21 protein-coding genes and 2 tRNA genes are annotated in these 21886 nt (G+C 68.6%); 21 read left to right on the top strand and 2 right to left on the bottom strand.

Annotated features, from left to right (window positions below; all coding sequences use genetic code 11):
- Nucleotides 1-20 precede the first annotated feature (20 nt).
- From ACFYQ5_RS07780 to ACFYQ5_RS07750, 7 genes are all read left to right on the top strand, one after another.
- Nucleotides 21-1091 carry a glucose-1-phosphate thymidylyltransferase gene (locus tag ACFYQ5_RS07780; protein WP_389195360.1) on the top strand — a complete coding sequence of 357 codons (1071 nt, stop codon included), beginning with the start codon at nt 21-23 and terminating at the stop codon, nt 1089-1091.
- Nucleotides 1088-2074 (top strand): dTDP-glucose 4,6-dehydratase, encoded by a 987-nt coding sequence (rfbB, locus tag ACFYQ5_RS07775; protein WP_389194585.1) that lies wholly within the window; start codon nt 1088-1090, stop codon nt 2072-2074. The genes ACFYQ5_RS07780 and rfbB overlap by 4 nt, the downstream gene beginning before the upstream one ends.
- A gap of 76 nt (nt 2075-2150) precedes the next feature.
- On the top strand, nt 2151-3029 hold the full coding sequence (rfbD, locus tag ACFYQ5_RS07770) for a dTDP-4-dehydrorhamnose reductase (RefSeq protein WP_389194582.1): 879 nt from the start codon (nt 2151-2153) through the stop codon (nt 3027-3029).
- 185 nt (nt 3030-3214) lie between these two features.
- A complete protein-coding gene (locus tag ACFYQ5_RS07765) occupies nt 3215-4102 on the top strand; it encodes a hypothetical protein (protein ID WP_389194579.1) in 888 nt (295 codons plus the stop codon).
- A 224-nt stretch (nt 4103-4326) separates the two neighbouring features.
- Nucleotides 4327-6333, top strand: a complete 2007-nt coding sequence (locus ACFYQ5_RS07760) for a glycosyltransferase family 2 protein (protein WP_389194576.1) — start codon at nt 4327-4329, stop codon at nt 6331-6333.
- Between the two features lie 88 nt (nt 6334-6421).
- Complete coding sequence (rfbC, locus tag ACFYQ5_RS07755) at nt 6422-7018, top strand: dTDP-4-dehydrorhamnose 3,5-epimerase (protein ID WP_389194573.1); 597 nt, start codon at nt 6422-6424, stop codon at nt 7016-7018.
- A gap of 225 nt (nt 7019-7243) precedes the next feature.
- Nucleotides 7244-8464 (top strand): glycosyltransferase family 2 protein, encoded by a 1221-nt coding sequence (locus ACFYQ5_RS07750; RefSeq protein WP_389195358.1) that lies wholly within the window; start codon nt 7244-7246, stop codon nt 8462-8464.
- Nucleotides 8465-8519: 55 nt separating this feature from the next.
- On the opposite strand, the gene ACFYQ5_RS07745 is transcribed toward ACFYQ5_RS07750, so the two are convergent.
- Nucleotides 8520-9935, bottom strand: a complete 1416-nt coding sequence (locus ACFYQ5_RS07745; protein ID WP_389194570.1) for a polysaccharide pyruvyl transferase family protein — start codon at nt 9933-9935, stop codon at nt 8520-8522.
- Between the two features lie 296 nt (nt 9936-10231).
- Between ACFYQ5_RS07745 and proB the strand changes: the two genes are divergently transcribed.
- The 5 genes from proB (at nt 10232) to ACFYQ5_RS07720 (ending at nt 15501) form a co-directional block, all read left to right on the top strand.
- A complete protein-coding gene (proB, locus tag ACFYQ5_RS07740; RefSeq protein WP_389195355.1) occupies nt 10232-11350 on the top strand; it encodes a glutamate 5-kinase in 1119 nt (372 codons plus the stop codon).
- Nucleotides 11351-11479: 129 nt separating this feature from the next.
- The gene (locus ACFYQ5_RS07735; RefSeq protein ID WP_389194567.1) at nt 11480-11965 is read left to right on the top strand and encodes a hypothetical protein; all 486 of its coding nucleotides are present in this window, start codon (nt 11480-11482) and stop codon (nt 11963-11965) included.
- 176 nt (nt 11966-12141) lie between these two features.
- Nucleotides 12142-13425, top strand: coding sequence for a glutamate-5-semialdehyde dehydrogenase (locus tag ACFYQ5_RS07730; RefSeq protein WP_389194564.1), 1284 nt, complete (start codon nt 12142-12144; stop codon nt 13423-13425).
- An 86-nt stretch (nt 13426-13511) separates the two neighbouring features.
- Complete coding sequence (locus ACFYQ5_RS07725) at nt 13512-14111, top strand: hypothetical protein (RefSeq protein WP_389194561.1); 600 nt, start codon at nt 13512-13514, stop codon at nt 14109-14111.
- 268 nt (nt 14112-14379) lie between these two features.
- Nucleotides 14380-15501: a hypothetical protein gene (locus ACFYQ5_RS07720; RefSeq protein WP_389194558.1), complete on the top strand. Its 1122-nt coding sequence runs from the start codon at nt 14380-14382 to the stop codon at nt 15499-15501.
- Here ACFYQ5_RS07720 and ACFYQ5_RS07715 read toward each other — a convergent pair.
- On the bottom strand, nt 15431-16609 hold the full coding sequence (locus ACFYQ5_RS07715) for a M48 family metallopeptidase (RefSeq protein WP_389194555.1): 1179 nt from the start codon (nt 16607-16609) through the stop codon (nt 15431-15433). The genes ACFYQ5_RS07720 and ACFYQ5_RS07715 overlap by 71 nt on opposite strands.
- A 111-nt stretch (nt 16610-16720) precedes the next feature.
- Between ACFYQ5_RS07715 and ACFYQ5_RS07710 the strand changes: the two genes are divergently transcribed.
- The 9 genes from ACFYQ5_RS07710 (at nt 16721) to ACFYQ5_RS07670 (ending at nt 21808) form a co-directional block, all read left to right on the top strand.
- Nucleotides 16721-16873, top strand: coding sequence for a hypothetical protein (locus ACFYQ5_RS07710; RefSeq protein WP_167526116.1), 153 nt, complete (start codon nt 16721-16723; stop codon nt 16871-16873).
- A gap of 84 nt (nt 16874-16957) precedes the next feature.
- Nucleotides 16958-17119, top strand: a complete 162-nt coding sequence (locus tag ACFYQ5_RS07705; protein WP_389194552.1) for a hypothetical protein — start codon at nt 16958-16960, stop codon at nt 17117-17119.
- Nucleotides 17120-17157: 38 nt separating this feature from the next.
- Nucleotides 17158-17775, top strand: a complete 618-nt coding sequence (gene nadD / locus ACFYQ5_RS07700) for a nicotinate-nucleotide adenylyltransferase (RefSeq protein ID WP_351276953.1) — start codon at nt 17158-17160, stop codon at nt 17773-17775.
- A gap of 19 nt (nt 17776-17794) precedes the next feature.
- Nucleotides 17795-19588, top strand: a complete 1794-nt coding sequence (locus ACFYQ5_RS07695) for an LCP family protein (RefSeq protein WP_389194549.1) — start codon at nt 17795-17797, stop codon at nt 19586-19588.
- Nucleotides 19589-19648: 60 nt separating this feature from the next.
- Nucleotides 19649-20080 (top strand): ribosome silencing factor, encoded by a 432-nt coding sequence (gene rsfS / locus ACFYQ5_RS07690; RefSeq protein ID WP_099172529.1) that lies wholly within the window; start codon nt 19649-19651, stop codon nt 20078-20080.
- On the top strand, nt 20077-20730 hold the full coding sequence (locus tag ACFYQ5_RS07685; RefSeq protein ID WP_389195352.1) for a histidine phosphatase family protein: 654 nt from the start codon (nt 20077-20079) through the stop codon (nt 20728-20730). The genes rsfS and ACFYQ5_RS07685 overlap by 4 nt, the downstream gene beginning before the upstream one ends.
- Nucleotides 20731-20846: 116 nt before the next feature.
- Nucleotides 20847-20919: transfer RNA gene (locus ACFYQ5_RS07680), tRNA-Ala, on the top strand.
- Nucleotides 20920-21343: 424 nt separating this feature from the next.
- Nucleotides 21344-21577 carry a hypothetical protein gene (locus ACFYQ5_RS07675; protein WP_033305681.1) on the top strand — a complete coding sequence of 78 codons (234 nt, stop codon included), beginning with the start codon at nt 21344-21346 and terminating at the stop codon, nt 21575-21577.
- A gap of 158 nt (nt 21578-21735) precedes the next feature.
- Nucleotides 21736-21808 (top strand) — tRNA-Ala (locus ACFYQ5_RS07670).
- The last annotated feature ends 78 nt before the right edge of the window (nt 21809-21886 follow it).

Genomic DNA, 21886 nt, shown 5'->3' with positions numbered 1-21886 from the left:
TCACCATGGGGACAGAAATCGTGAAGGCTCTCGTACTCTCCGGCGGGGCGGGCACCCGTCTGCGCCCCATCACCCATACATCGGCCAAACAGCTGGTGCCCGTCGCCAACAAGCCGGTTCTCTTCTACGGCCTCGAGGCCATCGCCGACGCGGGCATCACCGAGGTCGGCATCGTGGTCGGAGACACGGTCGACGAGATCCGGGAGGCCGTCGGTGACGGCTCCGAGTTCGGTATCAAGGTCACCTACATCCCGCAGGACGAGCCGCTGGGCCTGGCCCACGCCGTACTCATCGCCCGCGAGTTCCTCGGCGACGACGACTTCGTCATGTACCTCGGTGACAACTTCATCGTCGGCGGTATCAGCGGGCTGGTCGAGGAGTTCCGCAGCGACCGGCCCGACGCGCAGATCCTGTTGACGCGTGTCCCCAACCCCACCTCCTTCGGTGTCGCGGAGCTCGACGCCGAGGGACGGGTGGTCGCGTTGGAGGAGAAGCCGAAGGTCCCCAAGAGCGACCTGGCCCTGGTCGGCGTCTACCTCTTCACCCCCGCCATCCACGAAGCGGTCCGCTCGATCGAGCCGTCCTGGCGGGGCGAGCTGGAGATCACCCACGCCATCCAGTGGCTGATCGACCAGCAGCGGAACGTCCGCTCCACCACGATCTCGGGGTACTGGAAGGACACCGGCAACGTCACCGACATGCTGGAGGTCAACCGCTCGGTGCTGGAGACCGTCGAGCCGTACGCCGAGGAGGCGGAGGTCGACGACGGCAGCGAGATCATCGGCCGGGTCCGCATCGAGAAGGGGGCCAAGGTCAGCGGGAGCCGCATCGTGGGCCCCGTGATCATCGGATCGGACTCGGTGATCAGCGACTCCTACGTCGGCCCCTTCACCTCGGTCTCCGAAGGCTGCAACATCGCGGACAGCGAGATCGAGTACTCCATCGTCCTGAAGGGCGCGTCCATCGTCGGAGTCCGGCGCGTCGAGGCGTCGCTCATCGGCCGCAACGTCGAGGTGACTCCCGCGCCCCGTAATCCCTCCGCTCACCGACTCGTGCTCGGCGACCACAGCAAGGTGCAGATTTCCTCATGACCACGAACATCCTGGTGACCGGCGGGGCCGGATTCATCGGTTCCCACTACGTCCGTACCCTGCTGGGCCCCGAGGGACCGGGCGACATCGCCGTCACGGTGCTCGACAAGCTCACTTACGCGGGCAACCCGGCCAACCTCGACGAGGTCCGTGATCACCCGGGCTTCACCTTCGTACAGGGCGACATCTGCGATCCCGAACTCGTCGGCAAGCTGATGGCCGAGCACGACCAGGTGGTGCACTTCGCCGCGGAGTCCCACGTGGATCGTTCCATCGACGGCGGCGCCGAGTTCGTCCGCACGAACGTGGTGGGCACGCACACCCTGATCCACGCCGCGCACCTGGCCGGCGTCAAGACGTTCGTGCACATCTCGACGGACGAGGTCTACGGCTCGATCGCCCAGGGCTCCTGGCCCGAGACGCACCCGCTCGAGCCCAACTCGCCCTACTCCTCCGCCAAGGCGTCCAGCGACCTGATCGCCCTCTCGTACCACCGGACCCACGGGCTCGACGTGCGGGTGACCCGGTGCTCCAACAACTACGGGCACCACCACTTCCCCGAGAAGGTCATCCCGCTCTTCGTCACCAACCTGCTGGACGGCGGAACCGTCCCGTTGTACGGCGACGGGGCGAACGTCCGTGACTGGCTGCACATCGACGACCACGTCCAGGGCATCGAGCTGGTCCGCACGAAGGGCCGGGCCGGAGAGGTCTACAACATCGGCGGCGGCACCGAACTCTCCAACAAGGAGCTGACCGGTCTTCTGCTGGAGGCGTGCGGGGCCGACTGGGAGACCAGCGTGACCTACGTCGAGGACCGCAAGGGCCACGACCGCCGCTACTCGGTGGACTGCGCCAAGATCAGGGATGAGCTCGGCTACGAGCCACGCAAGGACTTCAAGCAGGGCCTCGCCGAGACCGTGCAGTGGTACCGCGACAACCGCGCCTGGTGGGAGCCGCTGAAGGACCGAGCGGCGCTCTGAGTCCTACGTCCTACGGTGCCGGGTTCGCACCGGCCCACGGTCACGCCAGCAGGTACAACGGAAAGCGGGATGCGGAATGAGCGGCAGTTGGTTGGTCACAGGCGCGGGCGGGATGCTCGGGCAGGACGTCCTGGCCAGGCTGGCCCGGGACGGTGAGTCCGCTGTCGGCCTGGACCGCAAGGCACTGGACATCACCGATGCGGGCGCCGTGCGACGGGCTGTCGAGGAGCACGGCCCGTCCGTGATCGTCAACTGCGCCGCCTGGACCGCGGTGGACGACGCCGAGACCAGGGAGGACGAGGCGCTGCGCATCAACGGCGAGGGCCCGCGGATCCTCGCCGAGGCCTGCGCCGAGCACGGAATCGTGCTGCTCCAGGTCTCCACCGACTACGTGTTCGACGGACAGGCGGCCGAGCCCTACGCGGAGACGGCGCCCACCGCCCCGCGGAGCGCCTACGGACGGACCAAGCTGGCGGGTGAGCGGGCAGTTCTCTCCTTGCTGCCCGACGCGGGGTACGTCGTCCGTACCGCGTGGCTGTACGGAGCGGGCGGAGGCAACTTCGTCCGAACGATGATCAAGCTCGAGGGCATCAAGGACACGCTGGACGTCGTGGACGACCAGCTGGGTCAGCCCACCTGGACCGGCGACGTGGCCGACCGCCTCGTACGGCTGGGGCTGGGGGCCTTGGCCGGAACGGCACCGGCGGGCATCTACCACGGAACCAGCAGCGGCGAGACGACCTGGTTCGGTTTCACCCGGGCCATCTTCGAGGAATTGGGCGCCGATCCGGAACGTGTCCGCCCGACCACCAGTGCGGCTTTCGCCCGGCCGGCTCCGCGCCCCGCGTACAGCGTGCTGGGACACGAACGCTGGAAGGAAGCCGGTCTCGAACCCATCCGGAATTGGCGGGAAGCGCTCGCAGAGGCTTTCAAGGATGTTCACGGAACTCCGTGACCCTGTGGTCATTGCCGACTGTCACCCGGACGCAGTAAGTTCGCTGCCTGCCGAACCGATCGGTGCGGCTGGCGTATTTTTTCGTTCACGCTGTTCCTGTACGGGCCGAGCCGGCGAATCGGATCCGTACTTCCGGATCAACGAATCGCAGGCGGGCTGGACTTCTGGGTGTCACACTCACTGTCGTGACGCCTGTGCAGTGTTCGATACGGAAGGGAATCCGTGCGATGGCGACAAAGACAGCTGCGAAGAAAATGGTCAGGACAATCGTGGGAGAGGCGGGGTGGAAGCGGCTGCGCCGCTACCGGAGGAGGCTGTTGGGCGCGCCTCCCGCTGTTCCGCGCCCCGCCGCGCCCACGGGAATCGCTGCGATCTCACGCGACCTGCGGAAGCTCGCCCAGCACTTCAAGACCGACAAGTGGGGGACCCACAGGTACGCGCAGCACTACCAGCGGCATCTCGAGCACCTGAAGAATGAGCCCATCAATCTGCTGGAGATCGGTGTAGGTGGTTACAGCAGGGCGGGCCAGGGCGGCGCATCGCTGCGCATGTGGAAGCACTTCTTCCCGAATGCACAGATCTACGGGATGGACATCCGGGACAAGTCGTTTGTCGACGAGGAGCGGATCACGACCTTCATCGGCGACCAGTCCGATGCCGGATCTCTCGTCGGCGTCGCAGCGAAGATCGGCACACTCGACGTCATCATCGACGACGGCAGTCATCTGAGTCCGCACATTCTGACGACGTTCGAGACGCTTTTCCCGCTGCTCAAGGACGGTGGAATCTACGCCGTCGAGGACACACAGACCTCGTACTGGCCGGAATGGCAGGGAAGCGAGGACCGTGGCGACCCGAAGACCAGCATGTCGATGCTGAAAAGGCTCGCCGACGGCCTCAACTACGAGGAGTTCGTGGACGCGGATTACGAGCCGTCCTACACCGACCTCAACATTGTGGGCATGCACTTTTACCACAACCTTGTCATCATCGAGAAGGGTAAGAACGCCGAAGGTACGAACAAGAAGCGCGTGCTGAAGAAGCGATACAGCGAGGACGGCTCCACGCGCTGAATGCGCAGCCTGTCCGAAGCTCGTTCCTGAAGTCGCCGGACCCCGACCGCCCCGGGGCCCGGCGACCTCGTCCGTCACTCTGTGAATCCATTGATTATTTTTGCCGTCCGATTGCTGCGCATCCACCCCGGGGAAGGGCTCTCCGCTCCGGATATATCCTGTAGGGCGGGCGTCCCGGGTGGGATTCAGCGCCGATTTTCCCTGATTACCAGATGAGGTTCTGCATGTCCGTCAAGGTCAGCGTCGTCATTCCCGTATACAACCCGGGCGAGTACATCGAGGACTGCATTTCCTCTCTGTTGCGGCAGACTCTGCCGGACACCGAGTACGAGGCGATCTTCGTCGACGACGGCTCCACGGACGCCACCCCCGCCCGCCTGGACGAACTTGCCGCCGCGCACCCGAACATGCACGTGATCCATCAGGAGTCGTCGGGCTGGTCGGGCAAGCCGCGCAACGTGGGGACGGCGGCGGCCAAGGGCGAGTTCGTCATGTACGTCGACAACGACGACTGGCTCGGCGACGAGGCGCTCGAGCGCATGTACCACTATGGCGTGGAGAACGGTTCCGACGTCATCGTCGGCAAGATGGCGGGCAAGGGCCGTCCGGTTCCGGTGGAGCTCTTCCGGGTCAACCGCCCCCGGGCCGATGTCGCCAACGCCCCGCTGATCGACAGCCTGACGCCGCACAAGATGTTCCGCAGGGAGTTCCTGGAGAGCAACGACATCAGGTTCCGTGAGGGACGCAGGCGTCTGGAGGACCATGTCTTCGTCGTCGAGACCTATCTGCGGGCCGCGAACGTCTCCGTTCTCAGCGACTACCTGTGCTACTACCACATCAAGCGCGACGACGCCTCGAACGCCGGCTTCCAGCGCTTCGACCCGGTGGGCTACTACGGCAACCTCCGTGAAGCGCTGGACGTCGTCGAGAAGTACACGGAACCGGGAGAGCTCCGCGACGGCCTCTACCGCCGCTGGCTGCGCAACGAGATGGTCGAGCGGCTCCGCGGCAAGCGGCTGCTGAGCCTTCCCGAGGACTACCGCGCGGAACTCTTCAAGGAGATCCGCGGTGTGGTCACCGAGCGGTTCGGCCCGGGCGTCGCCGCCGGTATGCAGCCCACCCAGCAGATAGTCGCCGCCCTCATCGTGGACGACCGTCTCGGCGACATCGAGGAACTGGCCGGCTGGGAGTCCGGCATCAGGCCCACCGGGCGCCTCGAAAGCCTTGGTTGGGAAGACGGTTCGCTGAAGGTCGGCTTCACCGCCGAGTACGAGGTGGCGGACGCGCCGATGACCTTCCGTTCCGAGGACGGGAAGGACCTGCTCGCCCCGCAGCTCGCCGACGAGACCCTGCACACGATCGCCGGCCTCGGAGTCAGCACCGTGGCGCCGGTCGGGACGTCCAAAGTCGACCTGGTCGTGCGTGAACGTTCCACGGCCGCGGAGTTCTTCCAGCCGGTGGAGTTCACCAGGGAGCGGATCCCGGTCGGGGACGACTCCACGTTCCGGCAGGAACTGCGGGCCACCGCGACGATCGATCCGGAGGCCGCCGCCAACGGGGCACCGCTCGGGGACGGCATCTGGGACGTCCTCTTCAGGATCAGTTCCTGCGGCTGGACCAAGGAGGCCCGCCTGGGGTCGGTCCGTGCCGACCACATCGAGGAGGGGCGCCTCGGTTGCCTGAGCGGTTCGCCGCGCAGAGTGGTCCTGCCCTACTGGACCGAGCCGCACGGCAACCTCTCGCTCGACGTGGACCTCGCCACCAGCCGCATCGACCGGGACGTGCGGCGGATCACTCCTGAGGACGTCCGGATCGAGGGCGGCCGCGTCGAGCTGCCGCTACCGCTCGCGGTGGACTCCGCCGCCGGTACCGGGACCGTCCTCCTGCGCTTCAAGTCCGCGGACTCCGGGACGGTCCACATGGAAGCCACGCTCACCGCAGCTCCCGAGGGTGCCGTGCTGACCTCGGAACTGCCCGGCACCCTGCTTCCGGGGAGGGCCTGGGCCCTGGGGCTGGGCATGCCCTCGGCCAGACGTGGCAAGCCGCGGTGGAGCCCCCTCCCCGTCGCGCTCCTGGTCGCGGACGACGGCACGATCGCGGTCGGGCCGGCCGCCTCCGCCACCGGGAAACCCACTGCCGCTGCTGCCGCGAAGCCCGCCGCTCCTACCCTGAAGAAGCGTTCCGTCGCCCGGCGAGTGGCAGGGAGACTCAAGCGCAGCCTGTTCGGCTGAGAGATTCGCCCGCCACAAGGGGCGGCCCCCGATTCCGGCGGCGTGTGCCGCAGCGCGTAGACCAGTCAGTCGAGAAAGAAGTACACGTATGCGACCTCTGTCCATCGAAGGCGCCTGGGTTCACGAGCCGAAGGTGTTCCCGGACGACCGCGGCAGCTTCCACGAGTGGTTCCGGGGCGCGGACTTCCGTACCGCGACCGGACAGGACCTCAGCCTCGTCCAGGCGAACTGCTCGGTGTCCAGGCGCGGCACCCTGCGCGGCATCCACTACGCGGACGTGCCGCCGAGCCAGGCGAAGTACGTCAAGTGCGTCCGCGGCGCGGTCCTCGACGTCATCGTCGACATCCGGGTCGGCTCCCCGACGTACAAGCAGTGGGAGATCGTCCGGCTCGACGACGAGACCCACCACGCGGTGTACCTCTCCGAAGGGCTCGGACACGCCTTCTTCGCCCTGAGCGACGACGCCACCGTGGTGTACCTCTGTTCCGAGGGCTACGCACCCGAGCGTGAGCACGGCCTCAACCCCCTCGACCCCGATCTGGCCGTCACCTGGCCCGAGGGCATCGAGCCCCTGCTCTCCCCGAAGGACGAGCAGGCGCCGACGCTCGCCGAGGCGGAGGAGCGGGGCCTGCTGCCCCGCTACGAGGACTGTGTCTCCTTCAGGGAACAGCTGCGCGCTCGCTGATCCGGTCCGTGGGGTGCCCGTCGACGGGCACCCCACGGAGGGCGTCACGCGGGTGTCCGAAAGGTAGTCCGAATCCAAAGGCAACCCCATGAACGGCCTGTCCGTCTCCTGTGTCAAGAGGGGAACGAACAGGCCGTTTTCGAGTGTCTGTACGGAGAACGCGACATGAACCGTCGTTTCGTCGTCTTCTCCTGCAAAGCGAAGAGCGGGCGGACCGGGGGAGAGATGAGTACCAGCACACCAGACGTCAGCGTCGTCATCGGGGCCTATGAGGCGATGCCGTACCTGATCCGCTGCCTGGAGTCCGTAGAGACGCAGACCCTGCCCGCCGGGCGCATCGAGATCATCGCCGTCGACGACGGGTCCACGGACGGCACGGCGGAGTATCTGGAGGAGTTCGCGGCCCGTACCGCCATCGAGACCCGGATCGTCCACCAGGAGAACTCCGGCGGGCCCAGCGGGCCGCGCAACGTCGGGCTCGGGCTGGCCCGCGGGCGCTACGTCTTCTTCCTCGACGCGGACGACTACTTCGGCGAGGAGGCGCTCGAACGGCTGGTCGCGATGGGCGACCGGGCGGGGACCGACGTGGTGCTCGGCAAGGTCGTCGGCGTCAACCGCGGCGCGCCGAAGTCGATGTGGAAGGAAACCGTCGAGCGGGCCGACCTGTTCTCCTCGCGCATCAAGTTCACCCTGAGCGCGCAGAAGCTCTTCCGGCGGGAGATGCTCGTGCGGCTCGGGCTGACCTTCGACGAGGGGCTGAAGACCGGCGAGGACGCGCTCTTCACCATGGAGGCGTACCTGCGCGGCAACGGGGTGTCCGTCGTCGCCGACTACACCTGCTATTACCTGGTGGGCCGGGACGACGGCAAGCATGTGACGAAGAGCGGGAGTCACCGGCTGCGCTTCGATTCCGCGCGGGCGCTGGCGGAGCTCATCGCGGCTCAGCTTCCACCGGGGCCCGAACGGGACGACCTGATGGTCCGGCCATTCGTCATCACCCTGCTCCCGCAGTTCGGCCCGTCCCTGCTGCGGCAGTCCGAGGCCGTACGGAAGGAGAAGATGGAGCTGGCGGCCCCGCTGCTCAAGGCCTACTGGTCGCCGGGACTGGGCCGCCGCCTCAAGGTCCACGAGCGGCTGCGGCTGACGTGCGTGGCCCGTGGCCGGCTCGATCTGCTCCTGGACGTCCTCGGTTTCATGGCGGACAAGCATGTGCCCGCGGTCGTCCGTAAGGGGATCCGGGGCAAGGCGTACCTCGCCTATCCGCATTTCGGCGAGAGCGCGGAGCTGCCCGACTCCGCGTACGAACTGACCGTGGCCGAATGGATCGACGGCCGGCGGATCGAGGTGCCGAGACAGCGGACCGTCACCTCGATCGCGCGGCGCCTGGTGCGCAAGGCAGGCAGGGCGGCCCGGTCGGCTCGGCGCGTCCCACGCCGGACGCCCTAGGACCGCAGCCGGTCACGGCACCAGGACCACGGAGTACGCGGGAGCGGGCGCGTCCTCACTGCTCCGGGCGCAGGAACTTCCTGACGGGCCGGCCCACCACGCGCCGTGCGCGCCGGTACGCGGCGGCGCCCGCCCTGCCCTGAGTCCTGCCGCCGAACCGGTCAGGCCTTCCGGTGAGCTGGACCCGCCGCAACTCGCTGTTCTCCTCCGTCAGTTCCTCCAGCCTGCTCTGCAGCCAGCTGAAGCGGCCGCGCAGGGACTCCGGGTCGCTGTCGGTCCACGGCCTGGCGGCGGGCGGAAGGGCGAGCTTGGATATCTGGGCGTCGAAAGCCTTGCCTCCGTCGCCGTGATGGAACGTGTTCTCCAGGCCGTTCCGCTCCATGAAGCCGGTGAAGCGGAGGAAACGTTCCTTGTGGCCGTTCACCAGCTCGCCGAAGTCCGCGGCCTCGTACAGCTCGGCGGGGTCGATGTTCTTGGGCGTCTCGGTGATCTTGCGGTGCGGGATGTCGAAGTACCGGCAGAGCTCCAGGGTCCGCGAGTCGCTGCAGAGCACGGTGCTCGGGACACCGGCCAGCAGCGCCGCTATGTTTCCGTGGATGCGCGACCCGAACGAGAAGTCGAACGCGCGCAGCTCGTCGATCCAGGTGGCCGGGTCCACGTAGAGCCGGACCTTGCCCTCGCGGTACATCGGGTGGGACGGGTGGGTCGGCATCGAGGTCTGGGCGCCGATCGGGTTCGACGTCTCCCGCCAGTGGAGCAGCTGGGCCTCGAGCAGGTTCTGGCCGACGAACCGCAGATTCGGATAGCGCTCGTGGGCCAGACGGATGATGGCGTCGAGGCCGTGTGACCGTACGGCGCTGTGCGACCCGTTCACCGAGATGCGGGATTCCGCGGTGAGCGACTCGGCCTTCTTCTCGAGCGTGAACGTTTCGCCGTTCATGAACATGGAGGGGCAGCCGATGACCTCGACGTCCCGGAATCCCATGCCGTTGAGGTACTGCTCGGTGAACTCTCCCCGCACGCCGATGGACGCGCTGCGGTTGAGTACCTCGGTGACGAACTCCCGGACGGTCGGCTCCATCGGCTTCAGCCGGGCCGCGTCGTACGTGAGGTCGGCCTGCGCGCCGACGCCCAGCACGACGACGGGGATGCGCAGCTTCTTGATCAGCTGCGTCATCCGCTTCAGGGGCCGCTCGAAGGTCGGGCGGAACGCGTTCGCCAGGGGCACGACGAAGGCGTCGAACTCCTCGTTGATGCGATCGGCCGCCGCCGGATCCGTGCGGATGCCGTTGGAGAAGACCTCTGCCTGCGGAGTCGTCAGTATCTTGTGCGCCGCGTCGCTGAAGATCAGGTTGCCCGCATTGGTCGCGAAGACATCTCTGTCGAGCGACTGCTCGAGCGAAGCTACATCGAAGGGGCTTTTGCCCGATCTGAGGAGAATGCGCCTCTGGCGGATCGGTTCATCTGTCACGGAATAGAGGGTAGCTCTATGAATGGTGGGTGGAGATGGCGTAAATGACTCCATTCGAGGGCATGTCGGAACGTGACCTGAAGTGGGCGCCCCGTGTAATGAGGCCTGCGCGGTGACGGCAGCTGAGACAGCGCGGTGCCGATCCCGCCCCTCACGTAGATTGAGGCGAACCGAGCAGGACGACGTGATGGGGACGGGCGTACGTGTCAGGGGCAAGGGAATCCGAAGGCGTGGCAAGGGAACCCGGAGGCGCGCTCCGCACACCCTCCGGGGGCGGCGCGGGGCGTAGACCGGATGTGACCGACGCCCGCCGGATCGTCGTCAAAGTCGGGTCCTCCTCGCTCACCACCGCGGCAGGCGGGCTTGACGCCGATCGGGTGGACGCGCTCGTCGACACGCTCGCCAAGGTGAGGAGCGGTGGTGAGCGCGAGATCGTCCTCGTCTCCAGCGGAGCCATCGCGGCGGGCCTCGCCCCGCTCGGGCTCGTCCGCAGGCCCAAGGACCTGGCCCGTCAGCAGGCCGCGGCCAGCGTCGGCCAGGGGCTGCTCGTCGCCCGCTACACCGCGTCCTTCGCCCGCTACGGAGTACGGGTCGGGCAGGTGCTCCTGACCTCCGACGACACCAGCAGGCGCGCCCACTACCGCAACGCCTACAGCACGCTCGACCAGCTCCTGGAGATGGGCGCCTTCCCCGTCGTCAACGAGAACGACACGGTGGCCACCGACGAGATCCGGTTCGGGGACAACGACCGGCTCGCCGCGCTCGTCGCCCATCTGGTCCATGCCGACCTCCTCGTACTTCTGTCCGATGTCGACGGTCTCTACGACGGGGACCCGAGCACGCCGGGCACCTCCCGCATCGCCGAGGTGAGCGGACCGGCCGACCTGGAAGGCGTCACCATCGGCAGCGCGGGGAAGGCGGGCGTCGGCACCGGGGGCATGGTCACCAAGGTCGAGGCGGCGCGGATCGCCACCGCCGCCGGGATCCCGGTCGTCCTCACCTCGGCGAGCCGCGTCGCCGACGCCCTCGCGGGGCGCGACACCGGCACGTACTTCCACCGCACCGGGCGCCGCTCGGCGGACCGGCTCCTCTGGCTGGCCCACGCCTCGACCCCACAGGGCGCCCTCACGCTCGACGACGGGGCCGTGAGCGCCGTCGTCGAGCGCCGTACGTCCTTGCTGCCCGCCGGAATCTCCGCGGTCGAGGGGGAGTTCTCCGCGGGGGACCCGGTCGAGCTGCGGGACCCCGCCGGCCGGGCGGTCGCCCGCGGGCTCGTCAACTTCGACGCCAAGGAGATCCCCCAACTGCTCGGCCGGTCCACCCGCGACCTCGCACGTGAACTGGGCCCCGCCTACGAGCGGGAAGTCGTACACAGGGACGATCTCGTCGTCCTCACGCCCCGCCCGGCCCCCTGAAACGGCTGAAAGTCCAGCCTTCGGGCGGAGACCTTCACGAAAACCGCCCCACACCCGGTCTCGGACTGCTCAACTTTGTCACGGAGACACGAGGGGTCAGCACAGCTACGCATTCACAGGAGGCCGCCGGTGAGACGAGCGCGCCCGGGGGCGCCGCCCCGCGGAACGGGCGGCCGCGCCCTGACCAGCGTCGGAGCGGGAGCCGACTTCGTCGGTGCGCCCACCGACCAGACCCTCGAGCAGGAACCGGTGGTGACGGACGAGGAACTGACCCGCTCCAAGCTGTGGCACATCACCCTCAGTGTCTCCGGCACCGAGACGCCGCTGAAGGAGGTCAGGCGCGGGCTGGAGCAACTGGCGCACGATCACCCGTTCCTGCTGACCAGCCGGTATGCCAACGACCACGCGGAGATCCGCTACTGGGAAGAGGCCCGGGACCTTCACGACGCCGCCGCGGTGGCGTTGCGGCTGTGGGGTGAGCACCGCTCCAGCGCGAGGCTTCCGCCCTGGGAGATCGTGGGCCTGGAGGTCATCGACCGGGAGACGTACCACCTGCGCATCGCCGAGGGCTACGGCCCGCCGCCGGCCGCCCCCGTCGGGGTGCACCCGTACTGACCGGATGTACCGGACCGGCGGGTGCACGGGCTCCGGGGGCTCACGTACCGGACCGTGCGCGGAGGCCCCGGCCCGGGGCGTTCCGTTCCCGCGCCCCGTGCACAGCCACCGATACGCCTGTCTCGCATGACGGGATACGTGACGGATGCCCGCAGTGTGCGCACTACCCTGCGGGCATGACCACGCTTTCGCCGTACGACAACATGTCCCCGGTCGCCCAGGCCGCCTATCGGGCACGCGCCGCCGCCGACGACATCGCGCCACTCCCGCGCGCGGCGAAGGACGACGCCCTGCTGGCGATCGCGGACGCGCTCGAGGTCCGCACCAGCGAGATCGTCGACGCCAACGCCGAGGACGTCGCGAAGGCCAGGGAGGCCGGGACGAGCGAGTCGATCGTCGACCGGCTCACGCTCACCCCGGAGAGGATCCGGGCGATCGCCGCGGACGCGCGTGACGTGGCGGCGCTGCCCGACCCGGTCGGCGAAGTGGTCCGGGGCTCCACCCTCCCCAACGGCATCGACCTGCGTCAGGTGCGGGTGCCGCTCGGTGTGGTCGGCATCATCTACGAGGCCCGGCCCAATGTGACGGTCGACGCGGCCGCGCTCTGCCTCAAGTCGGGGAACGCGGTGCTGCTGCGGGGATCCTCCTCGGCCTACGCCTCGAACACCGCACTCGTGCGGGTGCTCCGTGACGCGGTGGGCGGGTCCGGTCTGCCGGCGGACGCCGTGCAGCTCGTCCCGGGCGAGAACCGCGATTCGGTGCGCGAACTGATGCGGGCCCGTGGCCTCGTCGACGTACTGATCCCGCGCGGCGGTGCCTCCCTGATCCGCACGGTCGTGGAGGAGTCGACGGTCCCCGTCATCGAGACCGGCACCGGCAACTGCCACGTGTACGTCGACGCGCAGACCGACCTCGGTATGGCCGTCGAGATCCTGGTCAACTCCAAGGCGCAGCGCCCGAGCGTGTGCAACGCGGCCGAGACCCTCCTGGTCCACAAGGACGTCGCCGCGGACTTCCTCCCGCTGGCACTGGACGCGCTGGCCGAGGCCGGGGTGACGGTGCACGGCGACGAGCGGGTGCTCGCGTACGCCGAGGGGTCCAAGGCCACCGTCGTGGCGGCTACGCCGGAGGACTGGGAGACCGAATACCTCTCGTACGACATCGCGGCCGCGGTCGTCGAGTCGCTGGAATCCGCCGTGGCGCACATCCGGCTCTGGTCCTCGGGCCACACCGAGGCGATCGTCACCACCTCGCAGGCGGCGGCCCGCCGGTTCACCCAGTTGGTCGATTCCACGACGGTCGCCGTGAACGCTTCCACGCGCTTCACGGACGGTGGTCAGTTCGGATTCGGAGCGGAGATCGGCATCTCGACCCAGAAGCTGCACGCCCGGGGGCCGATGGGGCTGCCGGAGCTGACCTCGACGAAGTACATCGTCACCGGCGACGGCCACATCCGTTAGCGGGACACCTCCGGCGGGGCGGGCGGCGGGCGGGTGAGTTTGCGGGCTCCCTGCCCAAATCGCCCCGCCGGGGCTACGCTGAAGCTGTGCCGGACGACGTGGGGGGCAGGCCGTTCCCGGACGGCTGGGAGCCCGACGACGACCGCGGGGGCGCGGACGAGGACTTCGCCTCCGTGGTGTTCGACGAGGACTTCGTCCGGTCCGCCGAGATCCACGAACCCACCGCGGTCGAGCGTCTGCTGGCCGCGGCGCAGGCCCGCGCCGAAGCCGAGGCGAGCAGGGCGCGTTCGGGCGGCGGAGCGTTGGACGACGACCTCTACGACGACGGATACGGTCCGGACGGCCTGTACGGCCGCGAGAGGGCGTTCGGCGCCCCGTACGACCCCGATGATCCCGACGGCCTCCTCGAGGACGACTACGGCCCCTACGGGCGGCATGGCGGCTCCCTGCGCCCTTACCGGGGTACGGCGCGCTGGCACCGGCCGGTCGCCTGGCTCCTTGCCCTGCTGATGGGCATCGGGATGGTGGCCCTGGCCTTCAGCGCCGTGTACCGCGGTGGTGCGAGCAACCGGCAGAACCAGGTGCCGCCCCCGGTGACCGGTGTAGTCGACAAGCCGGGCGTGGCGCCCTCCGCCTCCGCCGACTACTCCCGCCCCGCGGTGTCCGCCGTTCCCCGCACGCCCTGAACCTTGCGCGGAAGCGAGGCGGGACGCTGTACCTCCCTGATGCCCGCCCGGCCGCGCTCCACCTGCGCTCCCACCTGCAGGGCGTTTACCTTGATGACGATCGACCCAATCTGTAGGTACGACTGTGACCCCGCCCCCCGTCCCTGGGGAGAGGGCCAGCCACGTGTCCATGTGTCGAACCCGTGACGGACCGGTCCGCCCGATGCCAAGCGGCTGAGGCGGATCCCAGCGCCAGCCCCGCCGGTGGCGCGGAGGATCGGGAGAAGTCATGACAGGCCGCGGTAAACCGCCGGAAGGGCCGCCCGACAACCCCTCGGGCGGGGAGGACGAGTACCGCTCACTCGTCTTCGACGAATCGTTTGTCCGTGCTGCCCGACTGCAGGAGTTCTCCGCCCAGGAACGCATGGGCGAGCACGCGCGTGCCGTACGCTCACTCCCCGCCCGCGGCACCCGCCGGCACCGCTCCAGGGCCGCTGTCGCTCTCGTCCTGCTGATCGCGCTGGCGTTCGCCACCGCTGTCTACATCGGCTTCCGCAACCCCTACCCGGCCCCCGTCGGCAGGCGTGCCGAACCGCTCCGGACCACGGTGATTCCGCTCGCCCCCAAAGGCCGCGTACCCGGAGGGACCGTCGATTCGCTCCTGGCCAACGACCCGGCCGCGGAGTACCGCACCGGCGCCTCCGGCATCAACCTGCCGTCGGTCCGACGGACGAAGAACTTCTCGGACAGCCAGGTGACCATCGCCCTGACCACGGTCAAGGACTACCTGGTGGGCTCCTCTCTCGATCCTGACGTGCTCACAGGCGGGGTCGTCCGACCGGTAGGGCGGCTGCTCGACCCGGACCAGACGGCGCAGTTCGACCGGAGCATGGACGCACCGGCCGACGACGGTGAGCACAACGCGACCGGCTGGCTGGTGCGCTTCGATCCGGCCGAGGTGGAACTCGCCGACCCCGGCATCCGGGTCGACGGCACCCTCTCCTACACGGAGGCGGGGGCGGACACTCTGGAGGTGGTGTCCGACCACACCTTCACCTACGCGCTGCGGCCCGCCGTGTCCGGCCCCCACCGGGCCGACGGAGCCTCGCTGTTCACCGTGCGTCGCGTCCTGCATTTCCTGCTGGACCGGGAAGACATCCGGCTGCACAGGCTGGAGATCCGCAGCGCCTACGTCCAGGCCGGTCCGCAGTCCTGCTCGGCCGGGGCGGCGGCTCTGCGCCCGCTGCTCGCAGGTGAGCACGCGGACAACCGGGGCCCCGCAGGCACGGACCCGTACGCCACGGGCGTCCCCGCGGCGGCCCTCTGCGGCTCGCTGGCCGTCAGCTCCCCGACTCAGGGCCCTCCTCCTCGGGGTCCGGACGCCGCCAGGTCCCCTCGGAGCCGTCCGTAGCGTCCGAGGCCGGTGCGCCGCCCTTGCCCGCGGTGCCACCACCGCCGGCGCTCCCGCCACGTCCGGCGCTCCCGCCACTTCCGCCGCTCGCGCCGGTGAACTTGTCCCGGAGCTTGCCTCCCAGATCACCCGCACCACCGGCGATGTCACCGACGAGCTTCATCAGCGGGTCCTTGCTGGTGCGCACCGTGTCGGCGTAGTGCGCCGCGGACTCACGGAAGGAGTCCGTCACCGACGTGTCCTTGTCCTCGTCACGCTTGGGGTAGTGGCCGTCCATGATGCGCTGGAAGTCCCGGGTCTCCGACCACTTCTTCAGCTCGGCCGCCCGGACCGTGGTGAACGGATGCGTCCGGGGCAGCACATTGAGGATCTTGAGCACGGAGTCGCGGAGGTCACCGCCCTTCTCGTACTCGTCGGCCTGGGCGAGGAAGGCGTCGACATTCATCTCGTGGAGGTGATTGCCGCCGGCGATCTTCATCAGCCCGCGCATCGAGGCGCGCAGATCCTGCCCCACCAGCAGCCCGGCCCGGTCGGCGGACAGCTCCGACTTGCGGAACCACTCACGCAGCGCGGTTACGATCGCCATGATGGCGACATTGCCGAGCGGTATCCACGCCACCTTGAGTGCGAGATTGGTGAGGAAGAGCAATATCGTGCGGTACACCGCGTGACCGGAGAGGGCATGGCCCACCTCGTGGCCGACGACGGCCCGCATCTCCTCCTCGTCGAGCAGCTCCACCAGCCCGGTCGTCACCACGATGATCGGCTCGTCGAGGCCGATACACATGGCGTTGGGCTGCGGGTCCTGGTTCACGTACATCGGCGGGACCTTCTTGAGGTCCAGGATGTAACAGGCATCCCGCAGCATGTTGTTGAGATGCGTGAACTGGGCGTCGCTCACCCGGACGGAGTCCGACAGGAAGAGCAGCCGCAGACTGCGCTCCGGCAGCAGGCCGCTCAGCGCCTTGAACACGGTGTCGAAGCCACTCAGCTTGCGCAGGGCGACCAGGGCCGAGCGGTCCGCCGGGTGCTCGTAGGCCCGCGAGGAGATGTCCGGGAATCGCTTGCGCTGCCTGCTCGGCACGCTTTCGTGACTGGTGTCGGTCATGGGTGGCCCCCTGTTCGTACGAGACGTTGCTCGTCCCCCTGGCAAAAGCCAGCGTATGCGCTGGAGCTACGGTGTGCGGGGGGCTGTGGATAACTTTGAGGAGCGCCCGGAATGCCGCACACCGCCGTCTTGCTTGCCGCCGTGTCCGAGGACCAGGGGCCGGGCGACACACTCCGCGTCGTGCTGCTCGTCGCGCTCGTCGGAGCCGCCCTGCTCGCCTGGTTCCTGCTGCGTGGATACCGCAACGACGACAACAACGACTGAGTCGGCGTGAGCGTGCCCGTGGCGCCCGCATACGATGTGCGCGACGTCTCCCTCCTGATTCCCGATGGATAGGTCCTGCAGAAGATGAGCCTCTCGAGCACCGCGCACCAGCTGGTCACCCTCGCCGCCGAAGGCGAACAGGGTGGTAACCACGAAAGCCTCAGCCCGTATCTCACCGGTGGCGGCGCGCTCGTCGCGCTCCTGCTCCTGCTGTGGATCACCACTCGTTTCAACCGCGACCGCTGAGGCAGACGCGAACAGCTGTACCAGTAGGGTCTGCACGCATGGGAGAGCAGGAAGTGCCTACCGGCCGCGGCAAGCGGCGACTCGGCGTGATGGGCGGGACATTTGACCCGATCCATCACGGACACCTGGTGGCGGCCAGTGAAGTGGCCGCCCACTTCCACCTCGACGAGGTGATCTTCGTCCCGACCGGGCAGCCCTGGCAGAAGAGCCACAAGCAGGTGTCACCGGCCGAGGACCGCTATCTGATGACGGTCATCGCGACGGCGTCCAACCCGCAGTTCTCGGTCAGCCGCAGCGACATCGACCGCGGTGGACCGACGTACACGATCGATACGCTGCGGGATCTGCGCACGGTCCATGGCGACGCCGACCTCTTCTTCATCACCGGCGCGGACGCCCTGTCCCAGATCCTGACCTGGCGGGACGCCGAGGAACTGTTCTCGCTCTCCCACTTCATCGGTGTGACCCGGCCGGGTCACGTGCTGACGGACGACGGGCTGCCCGAGGGCGGCGTCTCGCTGGTGGAGGTGCCCGCACTGGCGATCTCGTCCACGGACTGCCGCGCCAGGGTCGCGCAGGGGGAGCCGGTCTGGTACCTGGTGCCGGACGGTGTCGTCCGCTACATCGACAAGCGCCAGCTGTACCGCGGCGAATGAGCCACGGAGAGGGGCACCTGTGAACGACCGACAGAACCCGTACGACCCGTACCAGCAGCAGCCGCAGATCATCGGCTACGACGAGTACGGGCAGCCGGTCTATCAGCAGCAGGGGCAGCAGCAGTACGACCAGCAGTACGACCCGTATGCCCAGCAACCTCAGCAGCAGCAACCGCAGCAGCCGGACGGGCAGTCGCAGCAGCAGGGCTACGGCTACGACCCGTACGCCGGCGCGCAGCAGCAGTACGACCCGTACGCCGCCCAGCACACCCAGCAGCAGGCGCAGCCTACGCAGCAGGAGGGGTACGGGTACGGCGACGGCGGCTACAACGACGGCGGCCACGGCGCGTACGGATACGACACGGGCCGGCAGCCCGCCGTGGACGACTCCACCCAGCAGTGGCAAGCACCCCAGGCCCAGGCCCAGGCCCATGCCCAGGCGCCGGCCGCGCCCGCCGCCGCACCGGCACCGCCGATTCCGGGGCAGCGGAGCGAACCCGCACCGGAAGCCGACGCCACGGTTCCCGGACAGCGCCGTGCCGACCGCGACTACGGTACCGAGCAGTTCTCCTTCATCGAGGAGCCCGACGAGGACTCCGAAGATGTCATCGACTGGCTGAAATTCACCGAGAGCCGGAGCGAGCGGCGTGAGGAAGCGCGCCGGCGCGGGCACAACCGGATGGTCGCCCTCATAGTCGTCGTGGCTCTCGTGGTCGTCGGCGGCGCGGGCTACCTCTGGTTCGCGGGAAAGATCCCGGGAGTCAGCGGAACGGACGACCGGACGACCACGGCGACGGGCCCGCAGAAGCGTGACGTCATCGTCGTCCATCTGCACAACACCAAGAAGGGCGGCACCTCCACGGCGCTGCTCGTCGACAACGCCACCACCGAGCAGGGCACCACCGTCCTGCTCCCCAACTCGCTGGCCGTGGCCGCGGACGACGGGTCCACCACCACCCTCGGAAAGTCCGTCGACGACGACGGATCCACCGGCACCCGCGAGTCGATCGACACCCTGCTCGGGACCAGCATCAGCGGCACCTGGCGGCTCGACACCCCATACCTCGAAAACCTCGTGGAGCTCGTGGGCAACATCGAGGTCGACACCGACACGGATGTGCCCGACTCCAAGAAGGGTGCCTCGCCGCTCGTGGCCAAGGGGGAGGCGCAGACGCTGAGCGGCCCGATGGCCGTCGCGTACGCCACCTACCTGGGCGAGGGCGAGCAGGAGGCCAAGCAGCTGATGCGCTTCGGCCAGGTGATGCGCAGCGTGCTGCGCAAGCTGTCGGAGGACCCCAAGGCCGCGACCGTCACGATCGAGACCCTCGCGCAGATCCTGGACCCGTCCCTGCCGGAGCAGGACCTGGGCGCCTCGCTGGCGAAGCTCGCGGGGCACGCCAAGGTGGGCGACTACAAGACCGAGCTGCTCCCGGTCCAGAGCGACGGAACCCTCACGGAGAAGGCCACCGAGAGCGTCGTCAAGGACGTCCTGGGCGGCAAGGTGAAGGCCCCGGAGCAGGGGGCAGCAGTACGCGTCGGCATCAAGAACGCCACGGGGAACACAAGCGGTACGGAGTACGCCAGGATCCAGCTCGTCAACGGTGGCTATGCCTTCGTCGACAGTGGCAGGACGGACGCCGCGACGTCCTCCCAGGTGGTCTACGGGGCCGCGGAGGACAAGGCGAAGGCGGTAGAGGTCGCCAAGACCCTGGGCCTGCCGGAGGCATCGGTGAAGAAGGGTGAGCCTGCCGCGAACGCCGACGTCTCCGTCGCCCTCGGGCAGGACTACAAGATCCCTGAGCAGCAGCAGTAAGGGCTGTCGGCGGTCCGTGAGACCCTAGAGGTTGATCTGACCGCCGACGAAAGCCTGCATGTGACCGCCACGGACCGCTCCATCGAGCTCATCAACGCCGCCGCCCAGGCGGCGGCCGACCGGCTCGCGCACGACATCATCGCCTACGACGTCAGCGACGTGCTGTCGATCACCGACGCCTTCCTGCTGGCCTCGGCTCCCAACGACCGCCAGGTCAAGTCGATCGTCGACGAGATCGAGGAGCGGCTGCAGAAGGAGCTCGGCGCCAAGCCGGTACGCCGCGAGGGCGACCGCGACGCCCGCTGGATCCTGCTCGACTACGTCGACATCGTGATCCACGTCCAGCACAGCGAGGAGCGCGTGTTCTACGCGCTCGAACGGCTGTGGAAGGACTGCCCCGAGATCGCCCTCCCCGAGGACGCGCTCAAGACCCGGGGCAAGGCCGAGGAGCACGCCCAGCTCAACGGCGGCACGGAAGGTGACCAGAGCTGAACGGCAGCAGGAGCGGCAGGGGCCGCAAGATCGTCCTCTGGCGGCACGGCCAGACGTCATGGAATCTGGAGCGTCGTTTCCAGGGCACCACGGACATCGAGCTGACCGAGGCCGGCGTCGGCCAGGCGCGCCGGGCCGCCAGGCTGCTCGCTTCGCTGCGGCCGGACGCGATCGTGGCGTCCGACCTGCGGCGGGCAGCGGCCACGGCCGCCGAGCTCGTCTCCGTCACCGGCCTTGAGGTCGCACACGACTCCGCGCTGCGCGAGACGTATGCGGGTGCCTGGCAGGGCCTCACGCACGAGGAGATCGTCGGGCAGTACGGCGAGCAGTACACCGCGTGGAAGCGCGGTGAGCCGGTCCGCAGGGGTGGTGGCGAGCTGGAGACCGAGGTGGCCGACCGGGCCGCCCCCGTCGTCCTGGAGCACGCCGACAAGCTGCCCGACGCGGGCACGCTCGTCGTCGTGAGCCATGGCGGCACGATCCGGACGACCATCGGCCGTCTGCTCGGGCTCGAGGCCCACCACTGGGAGGGGCTCGGCGGGCTTTCCAACTGCTGCTGGTCCGTGCTCGGCGAAGGCGCGCGCGGCTGGCGCCTGCTCGAGCACAACGCCGGGACGCTCCCCGAACCGGTGCTCGGGGACGACGATTAGAGGGCGCCCGGAGGGCCTCTCCGGGCGGCGGGGGCCGGATTTCACTTTCCGGCTCGTCGCAGGCTAAAGTTCTTCTTGTTCGCAGCGCGGAAACGCAGGGAAACACAGCGAACAGCGGGGCTATAGCTCAGTTGGTAGAGCGCCTGCATGGCATGCAGGAGGTCAGGAGTTCAATTCTCCTTAGCTCCACAGTCAAGATCCCGTCCCCGGCAGGGGGCGGGATCTTTTTTTGCCGGTTGTGCGGACCCGGTGCGGTGGCCCGTGCAGGCGGTGCCTCAACTGCCCCGGCCCGTCTGGGACAAGGGTCGACGGGCCGCTCCGGCGTCATCCTCGCAGGTGGGCCGACCGGGCCGGCACCCTCCCTCGACGACAAAGGCGGGCAGCGGGGCGGTAGTCGGGCTGACCTCCGTGCGGCGCCATGGCAGAATCGGACCGCCGGAGGGGGCGACGGACCGATCGGGAGGGAGCGCGATGCCTGCGAGCCGCGTACGGGCCCCGGGCCCGCTCCTTACCCCCACCGCGACCCGCCGCTCCACCACGACTCGCCCTCTCGGTTCCTCGCAAGAGGGTTCCTTCGTGTGCACGGCCTGCGGCCGCCCCCGGAGCTGAGCGGATGGGTGCACACAGGCGGAAGTGTGACTGGTGCGGCAGCGGTACGCCGATCGTCAGGGACATGGACCCCGTCAACGCGGAGTTCCAGTACTGGTGTGAGGAGTGCGCGCGGGCGCTGATCATAAAAGGCGACCCCATCGAGACGTACCGGGAGCTCGAGGGGGAGCCCATCTACGGCCGGCTCCTGGAGGAGCACTGCACCCTCAAGCGGTTCTACTCGTTCGCCACCGCCTGACGCGGTGCCTCCGAGCGGGCTGCTCATGATCGGAACAGCCGCTGGTCAGGGCGTTGCGCATCGGTCATACCCGGACAGAGTGGAAACGATTTTTGATGGGCAGGGAGGACCGTGTAATGTTCTCGATGTCGCCAGGGAAACCGGGCGGCAAACAGCTCGGGGCTATAGCTCAGTTGGTAGAGCGCCTGCATGGCATGCAGGAGGTCAGGAGTTCAATTCTCCTTAGCTCCACAGTGAAGAAGCGGGTCATCCGGATCGGATGGCCCGCTTCTTCGTGTCCGGCACCCCCTCGGATCAACCGTGTCCGCT

This window comes from Streptomyces sp. NPDC005794 (assembly GCF_042871445.1).
In the GTDB taxonomy this organism is placed as follows: domain Bacteria; phylum Actinomycetota; class Actinomycetes; order Streptomycetales; family Streptomycetaceae; genus Streptomyces.
Note: the sequence above shows the minus strand (reverse complement) of the source record. Positions and strands in the feature narration are given on the sequence as shown.